This is a genomic window from Frankia sp. CgKIO3 (assembly GCF_977946435.1).
The window spans coordinates 1-17,282 of record NZ_CDWTMO010000068.1; the positions used below are offsets into that span (position 1 = coordinate 1).

A 17,282-nucleotide genomic window follows, 5' to 3' on the forward strand; every position below is an offset into this window, starting at 1 on the left:
GAACAGGGTGGCTGACCAGGCCATACGCCTTGCTGGCAGACGTGCTGGGCACCACTGAGGCCTGCGATCCACTGCGCATCACCCAACAGCACCCCTGGAGCGCCGCTCAGATTGACGCAAACTCCCAGGACCTGCTACCCATTTACAAACGCCCGCGAGTATCGGCGCCAGCGAGGGTGTAGCTTGCGGCGCACGCCTCGTTGGCCGACCGGCCCACGCGCCGCAGCCGACACTTCGCTGCCCATTTCCGCCCCACCCGGACCCAAACACCAACATTTCCAGGCACCTATGACGACACCTCCGGTCAGGTCGGGTTCCCCGACAGCCTACCGGGCCACCCAGCCAGCTCGTGGCCAGCGATCCGGCCTGCGCAGCAAAACCGCCGGCCATGGCGCGACGTCACTCGCCTAGGCCGACTCGGCCCGCACAGACAGAATCTGCCGCCCGATCGGTCCAAGAGGCGGACTCTCCATCAAAATTCTAGATCCTCAGTACAGAAATCAGGTGCCGCCCGCCGCGAGCCTGTTCCTGGACGTGGCCTGTCCTCAGCGCCCACCCGTCACGAGCGCAGGAATGTCGATCACCCGAGCCTGTACCGTCGAATACGTCGTCAACCCGGGGAAGACCCCGGTCTGGCCCGCGCCCGCCCACGTCACATCCCAGCGCACGGTCGCCGTCAGCGTGAACGTCCCGCCCGGCTCGTCCAGTGACCGGTGGGTGTAGGTGTAGCCGCAGTCCGGCGAGGCGCTCTTCGGATCGGCCCCGGCCGGGAACGGCGTGCCCGGGCCCAGACACGTCACGGTTCCGCCGTCCCCCATGGACCAGTCCACCGCTACGGGTCTGGCAACCGCGGTCACCGACACCCCACCCGCCGCCGCGGTCGCCGCCACCGGGTCCCACCCGGCCGCATCCAGCCACAGCCACGTCGGCAGCCGCACCAGCTGATCGCGGACCGGGCTCATCGAGATCGCCGGGCCCGCGAGTCCCAGATGGTCGCGGGCCTGTGCTGCCAGCGCCTCCGGATCTACCGCTGGGCCCGGCGCCGGCGGGTCGGCCAGCCAGACCGGAGGGCGGTACAGCGCGTCGCGGACACCGTCGGTGGTGCACTGGTACAAGGTAGCAGGCTCCCGGGCCCTGGCCCGGCTGGGACGCCACCGTCTGCACCGATAGCCCGGACCCAGCCAGGGCCGCCCGCACGACCAGACCCCCGCGTGCCTGCCGCTGGTAGACAATTGTCCGTATACCACCCGTAGGAGGCTGATAGTCGCTGCGGACGTAGGCGCACTTCGCCGTCTCCGGTGGCGTGAGATTCTGGTCGCCCGGCGCGGCGCTGCTGCCCTCACCGCCTCCCGAGGTGTCAGGTGCTGAGTCCTGCGGCGCGGCAGGCGCCGCAGGCGTGGACTTGCCGCCCGCGAACAGCTCGCAGCCCGGATGCGGGTTCTGATCGCAGTTCACCCGACCCGTAGAAACCGTGATTATCCTGGTCTGTGCGGGGCGGAGACTCGGCTCTCGCCGGCGCGACCCCGCCGGCGCACACGGCTCCCACAATGGCGAGGACGCTGGCGATCCGGACTAGCATGAGCCCACCGACCCGGCGGCGAAACGGGTTACCCGCCATACCCCGTCCTGGTGAAGCTTCACCTCGGCGCTGATCTGCCGGCGGCCACCAGGAGATCCCGCGACGAGCTGCCCATCGTCCGCTTGCCCGAGATTGGCGTGGTACTTCTGCCATCCCGAATCGTCTCCGCAGTCCGCAAGCAGGATGGTCGTCGGCGCGGCAGAGGGCTCCGTCGAGGTCACCGTCGGATGGTTCACCGACTGGCCTCTGGAGACGACCTTGTTGTAGCGGTCGGCATACAGCGCACCGGTGATCACCTGGAGCGCCGAACCCGAGGCGTATCGGGACAGCTCAGATGCCTGCCAGTCCGACGTGTGGCTGGCGATCGCGGTCGCCTGCCACATCCCCAGATACGCGGCCACCGCCTCGCCGCTCGCGATATCGGCCGCAGACGTCGGCGTTGGCATGACGCTCGACCGCACCGGCGACGAGACGGCGCTGCTGGCCCCAGCCGCACCAGGCGTCGAGCCATCGTCCGAACACGAAACCAGTGCCACGGCGACGACCGCGAGCAGCGCACCACTGGCCAGCCGGCCGACCCGCCCTCGATCGCCAAGTCTGCAACGAGGAGCCACCGCGTCCACCTCGCACCATCCAGCACCGATCGGTCACGGTCCCACTGCGGACCGCACCTCCAGCCTGCCCGACCAGACCCGCCCAGACCCGTTCCAACTTCACAGTCGGAACGGTGACCCAGCACGATTTGATCCGTTCTGACCAGGAGAGCAGTAGCCGAAATGAAGGTGGCATATCCTCCAGAAGAACCATTCTCCGCTGGGCGGGCAGCGTCAGCGACTGTCGCACGTGTCCTGTCCGGGCGAAGATGGCGAAGTTCAGATCTACGTGGACGCGCCTCGTGGCGCGTCCGGTGCTACATGGCGAGCGGACCGGCTTCGTCATAGAACCGCTGGACGCCGCTCCCCCAGTCGTCCGCGATTCCGATCTCGTTTTTACCACGGAGAACCATGTAGGCGAGCGTCGGAGGCGAACGCCACGGGCCGCCAGCTTGGGGCGGGAAACTAGCGTCTCTCAGCTGATTGCTCTGAGCGCCCGGGGCGGTTCTCCGCTGTCGCGGTAGGCAGCGAGGAGATCCTCGCGGGCACGGGCGACGCGGGAGCGGATGGTGCCGATGGGGCCGTCACAGACCTGTGCGGCCTCGGCGTAGGTGAGGCCCAGCATTTGTGTCGCCACGAAGGCCTCGCGGCGGTCGACAGGCAGCTCCTGCAGCAGCGTCCGCAGGATGACTCCGTCTTCCACGGAGCCGTTGGCAGCGGGCTCGGTGTCGACGGTCCGGCGCCAGTCCGTTTCCGAGGCGGGCCGCGGGCCGCGTGTCAGCGCGCAGATGTGGTCGACGGCGACCCGCCGCGCGATGGCTAGCAGCCAGGTGCGGGCCGAGGATCGGCCGGCGAACGAGGGCAGCGCCCGGATCGCCCGGGCGTAGGTCTCCTGACACAGATCCTCAGCGCAGCCCGGGTCGGTCAGGTGTAGCAGGAACCGGTGGGTCTGTTGCTGGGTCGCGCGAATGAACGCCGCCGCGGCGGCCTGGTCACCACGGCCGCCGGCCACCGCCCAGGCGGTGACCTTCTGCTCATCGTGTTCAGCTGATGACACGCCCGGAAGGCGTATCCGGTGGCATCGCGGCCGTTTCCGGGCTTTGGAACTTTTCGCCTCCACGGGACGACAATGCAGACCATGGGGTGTGAGACCTGGCGCGAGGCGCTGTCCGCTCGGCTCGACGGTGAGGAGCCCGGAGTGTCAGCGGCCCTCATCGACGCGCACCTGGAACGGTGCCCGGCCTGCGCCGCCTGGCAGCGCGAGGCGGCGTTGCTGCGCGCTGCCGTCCACGCGGCACCTCACGACGCTCCCTCGCCGGACCTCACTCACCTGGCCGGGCTGGCCCGCGCCAGGGTGTCGCCCCTGTTCGTCTGTCTGCGCTGGGGCCTCGCCGCGCTGGGGCTGGCCCAGCTCGTGCTCGGGCTGCTGCAGGTTCTCGGGGTGGGGCCCCGTTCCATGCCGCCCCGGTCTCGACCCATCACGGCGTGACCGGCGCGACGCATGCGGAGCACCTGTCGCACGAGTCCGCCGCCTGGAACCTCGCGGTGGGAGTCGGTTTCCTGGCCGCCGCGGCGCGCCGTGCCATCGCGGACGGGCTTGTGCCGCTGCTGACAGCGTTCGTCGGGCTCCTCGGATTGCTGTCCATCAACGACATCGCCCATGGGGAGGTGTCGGCCGACCGGCTGCTCACCCATACGGTTCTCCTTGCCGGCTATCTGTTGATCCTGACCCTCACCCAGCTGACCACCGATCCCGGCGCCCCGTGGGCGGGAACCACACGTGACGGCACGGAACACGACGGCAGTGGCGCCGCCATCCCCTCGGGGTGCGGGCTCAGCAACGGCTGCGGCTGGTTCCCCGGCCGACGAGCCGGCTGCGACGCGGCGACCGGCACGCCGCCTGACGTCCGCCAGCCGCGGCGCCTGCCAGGGACAGCCCGGGCGGCGGGGCGGCTCACCCAGGCCGTCTGCCCCGAGGATTCCGCTCGCTGTCCGGTCCCGTGCGACATGTCGGGAACCAGAAGGGGCTCGCTGCCGACTACCTGAACATGAACTCGACAGCTTCGCGGGACGGCGAGGCCGGGAGTTCCGGTCCGGGCAGGCTCTGCCTGGGTGACGGTGTCGGCCGCTGGGGCGGGACCGCACCGGCGGATGTCTCCATGGCTGCGGGCCAGTTCGTGCGGACGGCGGTCCTCGCGGGTGTGGGCGGGTACGTGCCAGCGGGGACCGTGACCAATGACGACCTGACGGCCAGGTTCGACACGTCGGATGCCTGGATCAGGGAACGGACCGGGATCCACACCCGGCATGTCGTCGCACCGGGTGAGTCCACCTCCGACCTCGCCGTGCGGGCGGGCGCCGCGGCGCTGGAGTCCGCCGGGACGAGCACGGTGGGCGCGGTCATCGTGGCGACGACCACCCCGGACCGGCCCTGTCCGGCGACCGCTCCCGTGGTCGCCGACCGACTGGGGCTCGGGAAGGTACCCGCCTTCGACCTGGGCGCGGTGTGCTCGGGTTTCGTCTACGGGCTTGCCACCGCTTACGGGCTGATCTTCGCCGGCGTGGTGGACAGTGTCCTGCTCATCGGGGCGGACACCTTCTCCACCATCCTGGACCCGCAGGATCGCGGTACGAGGGCGGTGTTCGGTGACGGGGCGGGAACCGTCGTCCTGCGTGCCGGTGAGCGCTCCGAGGCCGGCGCGCTGCTGGCCTTCGACCTGGGCAGTGACGGCTCCCAGGAGGATCTGATCACGGTCCGTTCCGGCGGGTCCCGGGCACCACTGCCGGCCGGCGGACCCTCCAGGCTCGACGGGGCCGGATCCGGCCGCTGGTTCTCCATGTAGGGACAGGTCGTCTACCGGCATGCCGTCGAGCGGATGACGGCGTCGGCGCGTGCTGTCCTCGCCTCCGTCGGCTGGCCGCCGGACGCCGTGGACCTGTTCGTGGCGCATCAGGCGAACGAGCGCATTCTGACCGCGGTCGGGACGCGGCTCGGGATCCCGGCCGGGAACGTGTCCGTGCGGCTGGCTGACGTGGGTAACACCGCCGCGGCCTCGATCCCGCTGGCGCTGTCGGCCGAGTGGGCGGCGGGCCGGCTGCGCCCGCGGGATCGGGTCCTTCTTACGGCCTTCGGCGGTGGAACGACCTGGGGTTCGGTCGCTCTGATGTGGCCGGAGATCACACCATTAGCGGTGACGCCGGTCGGATCGGCGCGAGCCGGATCGAACCCGCCGATGTCCGCGCGGTGGTGACCGTGTTCGTCGGCGAGTACGGCACCGTGCCGCCTGGCGGTGTCCCGCTGGAGGCTCTGCCGAGCGATCTTGATGTGGATTCGCTCGGCCTCGTGGACCTGCTGACCGTGCTGGAACGTGAGTTCGGGGTGGAGGTACCGGACGAGCGCATCGCCGGGATTTCCAGTGTCGCGAACCTGATCGACGAGGTGGTGGCGGTGTCCCTGCCGGGTGGCGCGCATGGCCCGGACAGAGGTGATGACGAAAGGAGCCCGCTGTCGTGAGAACCCGTCCTTCGGAGAACGGTTTCGGGGTGGTGGTCGAGGGTTTCGACCCGGCCTCGGATGCCGAGGTGGCCGAGCTGAAGCGGACTGTCTACCGGGAACGCATCGCCGTGCTGACCGGCCAGGATCTCGATCCGGCGGCTTTCCTGCGCCTCGGGCGGCGGCTGGGGCGACCTGAGGCCTACTACGAGCCCATCTACCATCACCCGGACGTTCCCGAGGTGTTCGTCTCGTCGAACGTCGCGCAGGCCGGAGAACAGATCGGTGTACCCCGGACCGGGAAGTTCTGGCATTCGGATTACCAGTTCATGCCCGACCCGTTCGACCTGACCCTGATTCTTCCGCAGGTAGTGCCGAGCCGAAACCGCGGTACGTTTTTCATCGACATGTCGCGTGCTTACGAGCTGCTGGACGGGCGGCTGCGCGCGGCGGTCGAGGGAACGTTCGCCCGCCACAGCGTCCGGCGCTACTTCAAGATCCGGCCCGGTGACGTCTACCGGCCGATCTCGGAGGTGCTGGCCGAGATCGACGAGCGCACCCCCGCGGTCCGTTTCCCGACGGTCGTGACCCACCCACACAGCGGACGGAAGCTCCTCTACATCAGCGAGGGGTTCACCCAGGCCATCGAGGACGCCGAGGGCGAGGAACGCCCCGGTCTGCTCGCCGAGCTCCTGGAGGCCAGCGGACAGCTCGACCCCACCTGTACCCATCCGGCCATTCACCTGCAGACCTTCGACGTGGGTGACCTACTGGTGTGGGACAACCGCTCCCTGGTGCACCGGGCACTGCACACCGCGACCGACGAGCCGGCCATGTCCTACCGGGTGACCGTGTACGACCCGCCGGCCGCCTCGGACACGGACGGCTCGATGGAGCTGGCCGGCGCGGGGGTGGCATGACCACCCTCACGGCCTCGCGGGTCGTCGCCGACGACCCGCGGCTGCGGGAGCGGGTGCTCCGCTGCTACAAGCCGCACTGCCGCTACCTGCGGTCGGCGACGACCACCTTCGACGACGGACGGATCCAGCTGACCGCCGACTTCTCAATCCCGGAGTCCTGCTATATCGACGACACCGGGCATCTCAACGCCGTCGAGGTCAACATCTGTTACAACCAGATGCTCTATCTCGCCATCGCGACCTGTGTGAGAGAAAAGGCGGAGCCGGTATTCGCGGGCTGGACGATGGAGGATTTCCTCCGCCGCCAGCTGCCCTCAGTGCTCATCGCCCGCATGCAGAGCGTCTTCACCCGCGGGCTGGACGCGCGGGATTTCTCGGGCGAGTTCCGGCTGGACCATGCCACCGCGCGCCGGCTGCGGCCGGGCAGCGACCCGCTGATCTCCCTGAGCACCTCCTTCCGCTACTGGGACCAAGCCGGCGATGGATGCCACGGCACCGCCGCCGTCGCGGTCGTCCCGGACCCCGCTCCCTCCGGAACGACGTCCCCGGACGCGACCCCGCCGGACGAGGCTCGCACGGGAGGAGACCAGTGACGGTGCCCGAAGCACCCGTGGCGCACTCGACCGCGACGCACCAGGTCACACCGCGGCTACCCGGCATCGCAGAGCTGATCTCCCGACACGCGGCCAGACAGCCCCACATCCCTGCTGTTATCTGCGACGGCCGCACGACCGGCTACGAGCGGCTCGACCGGGAGAGCAACCGGACGGCCCGGGCGATCCTCGGCTCCGGCGTCCCGGCCGGCGGCCGGGTCGCCTATCTCGGCCGCGAGTCCGAGCACTACTACGAGGTGTTCATCGCCTGTGCCAAGGCCGGGACGGTACTCGTCCCCATCAACTGGCGGCTGACCGCCCCGGAGATCAAGCACATCCTGCAGGACTCGGCATCCGAGCTGATCTTCGTCACCACTGACCTGCGCGCCACCGCCGAACAGGCGATCGGGCCCCACGCTGATGTCCGGGTCGTCATCGTGGACGGCCCAGCGCCTGGTGCGGCGGCGGGGTTACCCGCGAGCCCGGACCGAGGTCACAGCCTGGCGGTCTGGAAGGAGCCCCACAGCGCCGCCGCCGTGGAGGGCGCGGGCCCGGGTGGAGCCAGCGGTGGACCGGACGATCCGATCCTGCAGCTGTACACCAGCGGGACCACCGGGCTACCGAAGGGCGTCGTGCTGGCGCAACGCAGCCTGCACGCCGTGCGGGAGGCACTCGCAGGCGCCGAGCTGGACTGGATCGACTGGCGACCTGGCGACCTGGCCCTGGTCGGCATCCCGGGCTTTCACGTCGGCGGCATCTGGTGGGCGTCACAGAACCTCGCCGCGGAGGTGACGAACGTGGTCCTGCCCGCGTTCGACAGCCGCACGGCGGTGCGGCTCATCCGTGATCTCGGGGTGACCACCGCCTGCGTGGTGCCGTCAATGCTGCGGCTGATGCTCGCCGAACCGGAGGCCGACCGGCCCGCGTTCCGCACCCTACGCAAGATCGTCTATGGCGGCTCCCCGATCTCCGAGAGCCTGTTGCGGGAGTCGCTGGAGACCTTCGGCTGCGAGTTCGCCCAGATCTACGGCCTCACCGAGACCGGCAACACCGCTGTGTGCCTGCCACCGGCAGACCACCGGCCGGGCAGCCCGCGGCTGCGCGCGGCGGGCCGCCCCTACCCGGGTATCGAGGTGAAGATCGTCGGCCCCGACGGGGTCACACTGCCCACCGGTGAGGTCGGCGAGATCTGCCTGCGCACCCCTGCCCGGATGATCGGCTACTGGAACCTCCCGGAGGCGACCGCCCGCACCCTCGTGGACGGATGGGTGCACACCGGTGACGCCGGCCGGCTCGACGCCGACGGGTACGTCCACATCCTCGACCGGGTGAAGGACCTGATCATCGTCGCAGGCAAGAACATCTACCCGAACGAGATCGAGAACGCGCTCGCCCACCATCCCGCTGTGGCGGATGTGGCCGTGATCGGCGTGCCCGACGACCGGTTCGGCGAGGCGGTCCAGGCGTTCGTAGCGCCCCGGGACGGCCACGAGGTGCGGGCCCGTGATCTCGTGGTGTTCCTCAGGGACCGGATCGCCACGTTCAAGATCCCGTCCCGCTTCGAGTTCGTCGACCGGATCCCGCGCAACCCCAGCGGCAAAATCCTGCGGCGTGAGCTGCGCGAGCCCTACTGGGCCGGCCGTGACCGGCGGGTCAACTGATGAGACCCGCCGAGCCGCCGCCCGTGGACCCGCGGGCCGTCCGCGCCGACGTCGCCGAGCTGTTGTTCGTCACCCCTGACGAGCTTGACGAGGACGACAACCTCTTCGATGCCGGGCTGGACTCCGTCGCCCTGCTCACCCTGGTCGAGCAGTGGCGCGAGAAGGGCGCGGACGCCGCCTTCGACCTGGCCGAGAACCCGACCCTCACCGGCTTCGACCGGGTCCTGGCCGCGGCCCGATCGGCATCCGGCCCGCCGGCCCCCGCCCAGTCGCCGTCCGAAGGGTCGGGCGGGTCGGACCCGTCCGATGGGTGAGCGGCTGCCGCTGTCGGCCGCCCAGCGCGGGATCTGGACCGGCCAGCAGCTCGACCCGGGCACACCGGCCTACAACACCGCCGAGTACGTGCTCATCGACGGCGAGATCCACCTCGACCTGCTGGAACGGGCCGTACGTGGAGCCGTGACCGAGACCGAGGCCGTCCGCGTGCGCTTCGGCACAGGCGCCGCCACCGAGAACAGCTCCGGCGACGAGGCCGGCTCCGACGAGCCGTGGCAGGAGATCGGCCCGGTCGAGTTCGCCGTCCACCAGGAGGACCTGCGCGGCCGGCCCGACCCTCTCCGCGCGGCCGAAGAGTGGATGGCAGCGGACGTCGCGCGTCCCGTCGACCTGCGGACGGGGCCGCTGTTCGGCCATGCGCTGTTCCGCCTGGGTGACCGCAGCGTGCTGTGGTACCACCGCGTGCACCACATCGCACTCGACGGCTACGGGCTGGCGCTCGTCGCCCGCCGGGTCGCCGAGATCTACACGGCACTCGCACAGGACCAGCAGACACCGGCCCACTCCTTCGGCTCACTCGTGTCCGTGGTCGCCGAGGACCACGCCTACACCGCGTCCGACCAGTTCACCCGCGACCAGCGATTCTGGGCCGACTACCACGACGGCCGCCCGGCACCGGTGACCCTCGCCGGGCGCTCCGCCCCGCTCGCCCGCGAGGTGCTGCGCCGGGCCGCGGACGTCGACGCGGACACCCTGGCCCTGCTGCGCGAATCGGGACGGGCGGCGAAGGCGCAGTGGAGCGACATGCTCGTCGCCGCGCTGGCCGCCTACCTGTACCGGATGAGCGAGCAACGCCGGCCGGACGGCCCCGCCCAGATCTCCCTGGCGGTACCCGTGATGGGACGGACCGGCTCGGTCGCCCTGCGGGTGCCGTGCATGGTGCTCAACGCCGTCCAGGCCTGGGTCCGCGTCGAACCGGGCGACAGCCTGCTCGACCTGGCGGAGCAGATCGCCGCCCACCTGCGGGGCAGCCGGCGTCATCACCGGTACCGCTACGAGCAGCTGCGCCGCGCCCTGCGGATGGTGGGCGGCGAACGCAAGCTGTTCGGGCCGTCCGCGAACATCATGCCGTTCGACTACGGACTGCGGTTCGACGGACATCCCGCGATCGTCCGCAACGTGTCCGCCGGCCTCATCGAGGATCTCGCGGTCCATGTCTACAACCGGGCCGACGGCGACGGGCTGCGGATCCTCCTCGACGCCAACCCGAACTGCTACAGCGGCGACGAGCTGGCCACGCACGCCGGCCGCTTCGCGGCCTTCCTGCACCGCCTCGCCCGCCGACCGGCCGACCCGGTCGACGCAGTCGACCTTCTCCTCGACGGCGAGCGCGAAGCCCTGCTCGCCGCCAGCTCGGGCGCCGCGGCCACACCCGAGGCCGGACCAGAGGCCGGCGCCGGACGCCCCGAGGCGTATCGGGCCACCGTCGTGGACCTGTTCGCCGCGGCGGCGACGGCGGCCCCGAACCTGCCGGCCCTGACCGCGGTCGAAGGCGTCTGGGCCGCTGACCGACCGTCTGGCGGGGGAGACGGCCCGGAGGATGTGGAACCGCCTGGTGACGAGGGACGGTACGGCAGCCTTTCCTACGCGGAGCTGAACGCGCGGGCCAACCAGCTGGCCCGGCTGCTGCTCACGGTGGACGCCGGCCCCGACCGGCCAGTGGCCCTGCTGCTCCCCCGCACCGGAGACACGATTGTCGCCTTGCTGGCCGCCCTCAAGGCCGGCGCACCCTACGTTCCCCTCGACCCGGACCATCCCGAGAAGCGGATCGCCTTCGTGCTCGGCGACACCCGCCCGGCCGCCGTGGTGACGGTCGACTCACTCGCCGCCGCCGTGGCGACCGACGCCACCCGGAACCTCGCCACCCGGATCATCGAACTGGACGACCCCGGTGTCCGGTTGGCCCTCGACCACGCGCCGGAGGGTGATCTGACAGACAGTGACCAATCGGCGAGCCTGACGCCCGATCATCCCCTGTGCATCATCCACACCTCCGGGTCGACCGGGCGCCCCAAGGGCGTCATCCTGACGCATCGTGGGATGGTGAACCTGTTCCACCACCACCGGGTGTCGATGATCGAACCGGAGGCCGCGGTGGCCGGCCGGCGGATGCGCGCCGCGCTCACCGCCTCGCTGTCCTTCGACACCTCGTGGGAGGGGCTGCTGTGGATGCTGGCAGGCCACGAGCTGCACCTGATCGGTGACGAGGAGCGCCGGGAGCCTGCCGCGCTGCTGGACTACATCGACGCCCAGAACATCGACTTCCTCGACATCACCCCCACCTACGCCGAGGAGCTGATCAACGCCGGGCTGCTCGAACCGGGCCGGCGGGTCCCCGCGGTGATCGCGCTGGGCGGCGAGGCCGCCGGCCCCGTGCTGTGGTCACGGCTGCGGACCGTGCCCGGCCTGAATGCCTACAACCTGTACGGGCCCACCGAGTGCACCGTCGACACCGTCTGGGCCCGGCTCGCGGACAGCGAGACCCCGGTCATCGGCCGGCCGGTGACCGGCGCCCGCGCCTACGTACTCGACTCCGCGCTGCGGCTGGTCCCGCCGGGCCAGACCGGGGAGCTGTACCTCGCGGGCCTGCCTCTGGCCGAGGGCTACCACCGCCGGCCGCGGCTGACCGCCGAGCGTTTCGTGGCCGACCCGTTCGGGTCGGCGGGGACGCGGATGTACCGCACCGGCGACCTGGTCCGCCGCCGCGCCGACGGCCTGCCGGAGTACCAGGGCCGGGCCGACACCCAGGTCAAGATCCGCGGCTTCCGCATCGAGCCGGGTGAGATCGAGGCCGCCCTGACCGACCATCCCGAGGTGGCGGCGGCGGCCGTCATCACCCGCTCGGATAGCCCGGGCGGTGAGCGGCTGGTCGCGTACGCCGTGCCGGCCGGGGACAGCCCACTGGCCGAAGCCCCGCTGGCCGGCGCCCCGCCGGCCGACGGTCCGGCGCGGCTGCGTCGCCACCTGGCCCGCCGGCTGCCCGACTACATGGTCCCGCCGGTCATCGTCCTGCTGGACCGCATGCCCCGCACGACGAACGGCAAGCTGGACCGGGCCGCCCTGCCACCGCCACCGACCGGTGCCGCCGCGGGCACCGGCAGGCCTGCACGCGACGCGCGAGAACGGCTGCTGTGCGACCTGTTCGCCGAGACCTTGGGCCTGGAGCGGGTCGGCGTCGACGACGACTTCTTCGCCCTCGGCGGCCATTCGCTGCTGGTGGCCCGGCTGATCTCCCGGCTGCGGGCGAGCACCGGGGTTCGCCTGGGCATCCGGGCGGTCTTCGACGCACCCACGGTGGCCGAACTCGCCGAACGGCTGCCCGGTCCGGCCCAGCCGGGCACCGCGGAGGGTGCCCCCGCGTCACAGGACGCCGCACCATGGAACGTGCAGAAGCCCGCCGCCCAGCCCGCGGCGACACCCGAGGGCGACCTGCCCTGGCAGGGAGTCGATCTCGCCGCCGAGGCACGACTGGACCCGTCCCTCGTGCCCTCCGATGCGGCGCCCGCCGAACCGGCTCGTGCCACGGACCCCCATCAGGTCCTGCTGACTGGTGCGACCGGCTTCCTCGGCACGTTCCTACTGCGGGAGCTGCTCGATCAGACGACGGCCACCGTGCACTGCCTCGTCCGCGCCCCCGACGGCGCGCGGGCCCTGGCCCGCCTACGCGACGCGCTGCGCCGCCTGCGGATCCAGATCCCGGACGAAGTCCTCACCGAGCGGGTGGTCGCGCTGCCGGGCGACCTCGAACAGCCCTCCCTCGGCTTCGACGAGGCCGTGTTCACCCGGCTGGCCGGCGAGCTGGACGTCATCGTGCACAACGGCGCCCGGGTCCACCACCTTGATCCCTACCGCAGGCTGCGGGCGGCGAACGTCGCGGGCACGGCGGAGATCCTGCGTCTGGCAATGACCGGGCGGCCCACCCCTGTGCACCACGTGTCCAGCTGCGACCTGGCCTGGGCCGTCGACGACAATCGACGAGGAGCGCCGGGTGGCGCCGGCCTCACTCATGGCCAACGGGTACGTGGCGAGCAAATGGGTGGCCGAGGGTCTGGTGCTGGCGGCGGCCGGCCGTGGCCTGCCGGTGTCGGTGTACCGCCCGAGCCGGGTGTGCGGCGACACCCGGACGGGTGCCGGCGGCACCGACGACGCGTTCTGGCAGCAGGTCCGAACGATGATCACGCTGGGTGCGGCCCCGGCCGCCGCTTCCACGGCGCCGGCCGACCTGGTACCCGTGGACTGGGTCGCTGGCTCGATCGTCCGGCTGACGCGCGCCGACAGATACGCCACTTTCCATCTCACGGCCGCCCGTCCCACCGACGTCCACGCCGTACTCGACCGGCTGCGAGCGCGTGGCTTCCCGCTGGAAGCGCTCGAACCGCCGCGGTGGCGTGAACGCCTCGATCAGGCCGCGGAGCAGGCGGCCGAGCGCGGGGACTACTCGCTCACGGTGACCGCCGGGCACCTGGCCCAGCTCACCGCGGCCGGCACCACCCGCACGTCCGGCCCGACCCACACACACCCGGCGCCGGTCTTCTCCCGGCGCAACACGATCGAGGTGCTGGGAGCCGACCTGGCCCGAGCACCGGAGGTGGACGACGACATGGTCGATCGCTATGTGGACTACTTCGTCGACGTCGGCTTCCTTCCCGCGCCGACCGCCCGCCCCCGCCCGGAGCCGGCACGTTGACGGCGGCTTACACCGACCAGGCACCTTCCCCGCTGGCGACGCGGCGGGAGTGGCTGGGGTTCGTGGTCATACTGGGCGCGACGTTCATGGGCCAGGTCGACGGGTTCATCGTCAGCCTCGCCAGCCCCACCATCCAGCGGGAGCTGCCCGCCGGTTTCGCCAGCGGGAGCTGCCCGCCGGTTTCGACGAGATCCAGCTCGTCGGCGCCGGCTACGTGCTGGCCTGTGCCGCCGGGCTGGTCGTCGGCGGCCGGCTCGGCGACCGGTTCGGCCGCCGCCGGGTGTTCCTGGCGGGCATGGCGGTGTTCACCCTGGCCTCGCTGGCCTGCGGGCTGGCCCCGAACGCCCCGGCGCTCATCGTCTTCCGGGTCGTCCAGGGCACCGCGGCGGCGGCGCTGGTACCGCAGGAGCTGGCGATCCTGCACGCGCTGTTCCGCGATGACGCCCAGCGCGCCCGCGCGCTCGGCCTGTACGGGACGGCTCTCGGCCTCGGGGTCATCGCCGGCCTGGCCGGCGGCGGCCTGCTCGTCGACCTCGACCTGGCCGGGCTCGGCTGGCGGCCCGCCTTCCTGCTCAACGTCCCGATCGGTGTGGCGATCCTCGCCCTGGGCCGGGCCGTTATCCCGGAGAGCCGCGCCACCGGTGCCACCCGGTTCGATCTGGCGGGCGCCGCGCTGACGGTGGTCGCGTTCCCCGCGATCCTGCTGCCCTTCGTCTTCGGCCCGCACCGGGGCTGGCTCCCCTGGGCGCTGCCCTGCGCGCCGGTCGCCGCCGTCGCGGTGTCGCTGCTCGTCCGCCAGCAGCGTGCGCTCGCGCCCCGCGGCGGGGAGCCCCTGTTCCCACCCCGGGTGCTGGCCGCTCCCGGGATGCCGACCAGCCTCGCCACGTTGGTCACCTTCTTCGCCGGCAACGCCGGGCTGTTCCTCGTCTTCACCTACTACGTGCAGACCGGCCTCGAGACGTCTCCGCTGGTGGGCGGCCTGATGCTGGTACCGCTCGGGGTCGGGTTCGCGATCGGCTCACCGCTGTCCGGGCGGCTCGCCGCCGGACGGGCCGGGCCGCGGCTGCCGGTGCTCGGCTGCCTGGGGCTCGCGGTGGTTCTGCTGGCGCAGGCCGCGATCGCGGCCGGACCGACCTCCGCGCAGCGGGTGCTGCTGGCCCTGGCCATGGGCGCCGTCGGCCTGGCCCAGGGGCTGGTTGTGGCACCGCTGATCGGCGGCATCCTGCGCCGGGTCGCCCCGGACGACGCCGGCGCCGCCTCCGGCACCGCGTCGACACTCACCCAGTTCGGGCTCGCCGCCGGCTACGCGGCCGTCGGCAGCTGGTACAGCCTCGTGCTCGGCGGCACCCCGGGCACCGCCGACGCGCCGGCCGACCTGGACTCGCATGTCCAGGCATTCGCCGCCGCCACCGTGCTGCTCGCCGTTCTCGCCCTTGTCACGGCGGCGTTGTGCGTCCTGCGCGACCGGGTCCGGATCTCGCCGGGAACTAGTCAGGCCCTCGCGACGACTACCCCTGAGAACGGTTAACCGGGGACGAAGGCCTGCCCGCGGGCGCGGGGATCAGAGGCTGGGAATAGTGGGGGTTCGGGAAGACGATGCGTGGCAGGCCGATGATCGCGGCGGGGGCGCTGCTGCTGGCGCTGGTGGTGACGTTCTATTCGGACGACACCACAGGCGGTTCGGCGAACGGGACAACAGGGGCCTCGACGGCCGCCGCGCAGGAAGCGGCCGAGGGAAGGACGACCTACCCGCTGACGATCACCAACTGCGGGAAGAAATACACCTTCGACAAGGCTCCGAGCCGGGTCGTGGTGATGAACGGCGGCTCGGTAGCGGAGGTGTCCTCGCTGATCGAGCTCGGCGTCTCCGACCGGATCGTCGCCAACGCGCAGAACTACGGCGCCTCGGACGTCCCCGGCCGCGCGGAGGCGATCGACGCCCTGCCCACGGGTGGGGTCACCCTGAACGACCTGCAGGACATCCCGCGTGAGGCCATGCTCGGACTGCGGCCCGACCTGGTCATCTCCACCTACGGCGGCGGGTTCGACGCGGCGTCGGGCTTCGCCACCCGCGACGACCTAGTCAAGCTCGGTGCCAACAGCTACGTCCCGGCGAGTGCCTGCGGCACGGACGGGATGACGGCCGGCGCACCGACCATCGAGGACAGCTACGCCATCCTGCGGGACTTCGGGAAGATCTTCGACGTCTCCGGGAAGGCCCAGGAGGTCATCGCGGCCTCGAAGAGCAGGATCGGCGAGGTGACTAAGGCCCTGGCGGGCAAGCCCGACGCGAACGTGCTGCTGGTCTTCCCGGGTATGGGGGCCGACGACTTCAGCTCGATCGCCGGCGCCGGGGTGTGGAACGACATCCTCGACAAGGCAGGGGCGGTCAACCCCTTCCTCGACAGTTCCGGCAACACCTTCCTGACCGTGAGCAAGGAGAAGCTGGCCTCGACCGACATCGATGCGGTCCTGGTGGTCAACTACATGAACCCCGACCCGGACAAGGCGGCCAAGGCCATCCTCGCCCAGTTCCCGCAGTGGGACGCGACCCGCGCCAACCGCTACCTGGTGCTCGCCGACTCGATCTACTACGGCCCGAGCAACGACGTGGCCGTCGAGAAGATCGCGAAGCTGCTGCACCCGGACACCTTCTGAGCCGCGGGCGCCGCCGCACCCGCACCGACCCGCACCGCCGGCACGGTCCGCACCGCGCCGTTGGGGCGGGTCGGCCTGCCCGGCTGTCTGCTCGCCCTCACCGGCCTGGTCATCCTGATCATGTTGGCGGCGGCCTGTGTCGGTGCCGTCACGGTTCCCCTGCCGCAAACCTGGCGGGTGGTCACCGGCCACCTCACCGGCCGGACGGCCGGGCTCGACCCGGTCGTCGACCAGATCGTCTGGGAGTACCGGGTGCCGAGGGTGCTGCTCGCCGCCCTGTGCGGCGCGGGGCTCGCCGTGGCCGGCGTCGTCCTGCAGACCCTGGTCGACAACCCGCTCGCCGACCCCTACGTGATGGGTCTGTCCCCAGGGGCGTCGCTGGGTGCCGTCATCGTGATCACGGCCGGCTCCGGGGCGGTCGGCGGTGTCGGCGTGTCATCCGCGGCCTTCGGAGGTGCGATGGTCGCCGCGGTGGCCGTCTTCCTGCTCGGCCAGCGGCGCGGCCGGCTCGCCCCGACCCGGCTCGTCCTGGCCGGCGTCGCCGTCGGGTACCTGCTGCTGGCCGTCACCAGCTACGTGCAGCTCTCCGCCGACCCGAACCAGCTGCGCCAGGTCATGTTCTGGCTGCTCGGCAGCGTCGCCGGGACCACCTGGGACCAGCTCCCCCCGGCCGCCACCACCGTCGCCGTCGTGACGGCGCTACTCGTCCCGCTCGGTCGCCGCCTCAACGCGCTGGCCCATGGGGAGGAGCAGGCCATCGCC

16 protein-coding genes and 2 pseudogenes are annotated in these 17,282 nt (G+C 71.5%); 15 read left to right on the forward strand and 3 right to left on the reverse strand.

All coding sequences use genetic code 11. The features are described from left to right. Positions 1-545: 545 nt before the first annotated feature. The 3 genes from AC08OJ_RS09950 to AC08OJ_RS09960 all read right to left on the reverse strand — a co-directional run bounded on the left by AC08OJ_RS09950 (position 546) and on the right by AC08OJ_RS09960 (position 3,229). Positions 546-1,115: a hypothetical protein gene (locus tag AC08OJ_RS09950; protein ID WP_476595571.1), complete on the reverse strand. Its 570-nt coding sequence runs from the start codon at positions 1,113-1,115 to the stop codon at positions 546-548. Between the two features lie 457 nt (positions 1,116-1,572). Then, positions 1,573-2,202, reverse strand: coding sequence for a hypothetical protein (locus AC08OJ_RS09955; RefSeq protein ID WP_476595572.1), 630 nt, complete (start codon positions 2,200-2,202; stop codon positions 1,573-1,575). Positions 2,203-2,647: 445 nt separating this feature from the next. Continuing rightward, positions 2,648-3,229, reverse strand: coding sequence for a sigma-70 family RNA polymerase sigma factor (locus AC08OJ_RS09960; RefSeq protein ID WP_476595573.1), 582 nt, complete (start codon positions 3,227-3,229; stop codon positions 2,648-2,650). Positions 3,230-3,310: 81 nt separating this feature from the next. Between AC08OJ_RS09960 and AC08OJ_RS09965 the strand changes: the two genes are divergently transcribed. The 15 genes and pseudogenes from AC08OJ_RS09965 to AC08OJ_RS10035 all read left to right on the forward strand — a co-directional run. Then, positions 3,311-3,661 carry a zf-HC2 domain-containing protein gene (locus tag AC08OJ_RS09965; protein ID WP_476595574.1) on the forward strand — a complete coding sequence of 117 codons (351 nt, stop codon included), beginning with the start codon at positions 3,311-3,313 and terminating at the stop codon, positions 3,659-3,661. Further along, positions 3,658-4,218, forward strand: coding sequence for a hypothetical protein (locus tag AC08OJ_RS09970; RefSeq protein ID WP_476595575.1), 561 nt, complete (start codon positions 3,658-3,660; stop codon positions 4,216-4,218). Before AC08OJ_RS09965 ends, AC08OJ_RS09970 begins: the two co-directional genes overlap by 4 nt. 113 nt (positions 4,219-4,331) lie before the next feature. Continuing rightward, on the forward strand, positions 4,332-5,015 hold the full coding sequence (locus AC08OJ_RS09975) for a ketoacyl-ACP synthase III (RefSeq protein ID WP_476595576.1): 684 nt from the start codon (positions 4,332-4,334) through the stop codon (positions 5,013-5,015). Positions 5,016-5,048: 33 nt separating this feature from the next. After that, positions 5,049-5,423 (forward strand): 3-oxoacyl-[acyl-carrier-protein] synthase III C-terminal domain-containing protein, encoded by a 375-nt coding sequence (locus tag AC08OJ_RS09980; RefSeq protein WP_476595577.1) that lies wholly within the window; start codon positions 5,049-5,051, stop codon positions 5,421-5,423. Continuing rightward, positions 5,417-5,686 (forward strand): acyl carrier protein, encoded by a 270-nt coding sequence (locus tag AC08OJ_RS09985; RefSeq protein WP_476595578.1) that lies wholly within the window; start codon positions 5,417-5,419, stop codon positions 5,684-5,686. The genes AC08OJ_RS09980 and AC08OJ_RS09985 overlap by 7 nt, the downstream gene beginning before the upstream one ends. After that, the gene (scoE, locus tag AC08OJ_RS09990) at positions 5,683-6,585 is read left to right on the forward strand and encodes a (3R)-3-[(carboxymethyl)amino]fatty acid oxygenase/decarboxylase (RefSeq protein ID WP_476595579.1); all 903 of its coding nucleotides are present in this window, start codon (positions 5,683-5,685) and stop codon (positions 6,583-6,585) included. Before AC08OJ_RS09985 ends, scoE begins: the two co-directional genes overlap by 4 nt. Next, a complete protein-coding gene (locus AC08OJ_RS09995; protein WP_476595580.1) occupies positions 6,582-7,178 on the forward strand; it encodes an FcoT family thioesterase in 597 nt (198 codons plus the stop codon). Before scoE ends, AC08OJ_RS09995 begins: the two co-directional genes overlap by 4 nt. A gap of 2 nt (positions 7,179-7,180) precedes the next feature. Then, positions 7,181-8,839, forward strand: coding sequence for a long-chain-fatty-acid--CoA ligase (locus AC08OJ_RS10000; RefSeq protein WP_476595581.1), 1,659 nt, complete (start codon positions 7,181-7,183; stop codon positions 8,837-8,839). Next, positions 8,839-9,153, forward strand: a complete 315-nt coding sequence (locus tag AC08OJ_RS10005; RefSeq protein ID WP_476595582.1) for a phosphopantetheine-binding protein — start codon at positions 8,839-8,841, stop codon at positions 9,151-9,153. Before AC08OJ_RS10000 ends, AC08OJ_RS10005 begins: the two co-directional genes overlap by 1 nt. Next, positions 9,146-13,111, forward strand: a pseudogene (locus AC08OJ_RS10010) (amino acid adenylation domain-containing protein); the annotation flags it as partial. The gene AC08OJ_RS10005 and the pseudogene AC08OJ_RS10010, both read left to right, overlap by 8 nt. Before the next feature lie 70 nt (positions 13,112-13,181). Then, positions 13,182-13,367 (forward strand): annotated as a pseudogene (locus AC08OJ_RS10015) (SDR family oxidoreductase); the annotation flags it as partial. Positions 13,368-13,622: 255 nt separating this feature from the next. After that, positions 13,623-13,862 carry a hypothetical protein gene (locus AC08OJ_RS10020; RefSeq protein ID WP_476595587.1) on the forward strand — a complete coding sequence of 80 codons (240 nt, stop codon included), beginning with the start codon at positions 13,623-13,625 and terminating at the stop codon, positions 13,860-13,862. 49 nt (positions 13,863-13,911) lie between these two features. Further along, a complete protein-coding gene (locus AC08OJ_RS10025) occupies positions 13,912-15,390 on the forward strand; it encodes an MFS transporter (protein ID WP_476595583.1) in 1,479 nt (492 codons plus the stop codon). A gap of 83 nt (positions 15,391-15,473) precedes the next feature. Beyond that, the gene (locus tag AC08OJ_RS10030) at positions 15,474-16,520 is read left to right on the forward strand and encodes an ABC transporter substrate-binding protein (RefSeq protein WP_476595584.1); all 1,047 of its coding nucleotides are present in this window, start codon (positions 15,474-15,476) and stop codon (positions 16,518-16,520) included. Between the two features lie 60 nt (positions 16,521-16,580). Continuing rightward, positions 16,581-17,282 (forward strand): FecCD family ABC transporter permease (locus AC08OJ_RS10035; protein ID WP_476595585.1); only part of this gene is annotated, 702 nt, incomplete at its 3' end.

What these genes read in the sequence shown, in the direction of transcription:
- AC08OJ_RS09980 (WP_476595577.1), top strand. Translation starts at nt 5,049, where the DNA reads ATGACGGCGTCGGCGCGTGCTGTCCTCGCCTCCGTCGGCTGGCCGCCG.
- AC08OJ_RS10005 (WP_476595582.1), top strand. Translation starts at nt 8,839, where the DNA reads ATGAGACCCGCCGAGCCGCCGCCCGTGGACCCGCGGGCCGTCCGCGCC.
- AC08OJ_RS09975 (WP_476595576.1), top strand. Translation starts at nt 4,332, where the DNA reads ATGGCTGCGGGCCAGTTCGTGCGGACGGCGGTCCTCGCGGGTGTGGGC.
- AC08OJ_RS09995 (WP_476595580.1), top strand. Translation starts at nt 6,582, where the DNA reads ATGACCACCCTCACGGCCTCGCGGGTCGTCGCCGACGACCCGCGGCTG.
- AC08OJ_RS10030 (WP_476595584.1), top strand. Translation starts at nt 15,474, where the DNA reads ATGATCGCGGCGGGGGCGCTGCTGCTGGCGCTGGTGGTGACGTTCTAT.
- AC08OJ_RS09965 (WP_476595574.1), top strand. Translation starts at nt 3,311, where the DNA reads ATGGGGTGTGAGACCTGGCGCGAGGCGCTGTCCGCTCGGCTCGACGGT.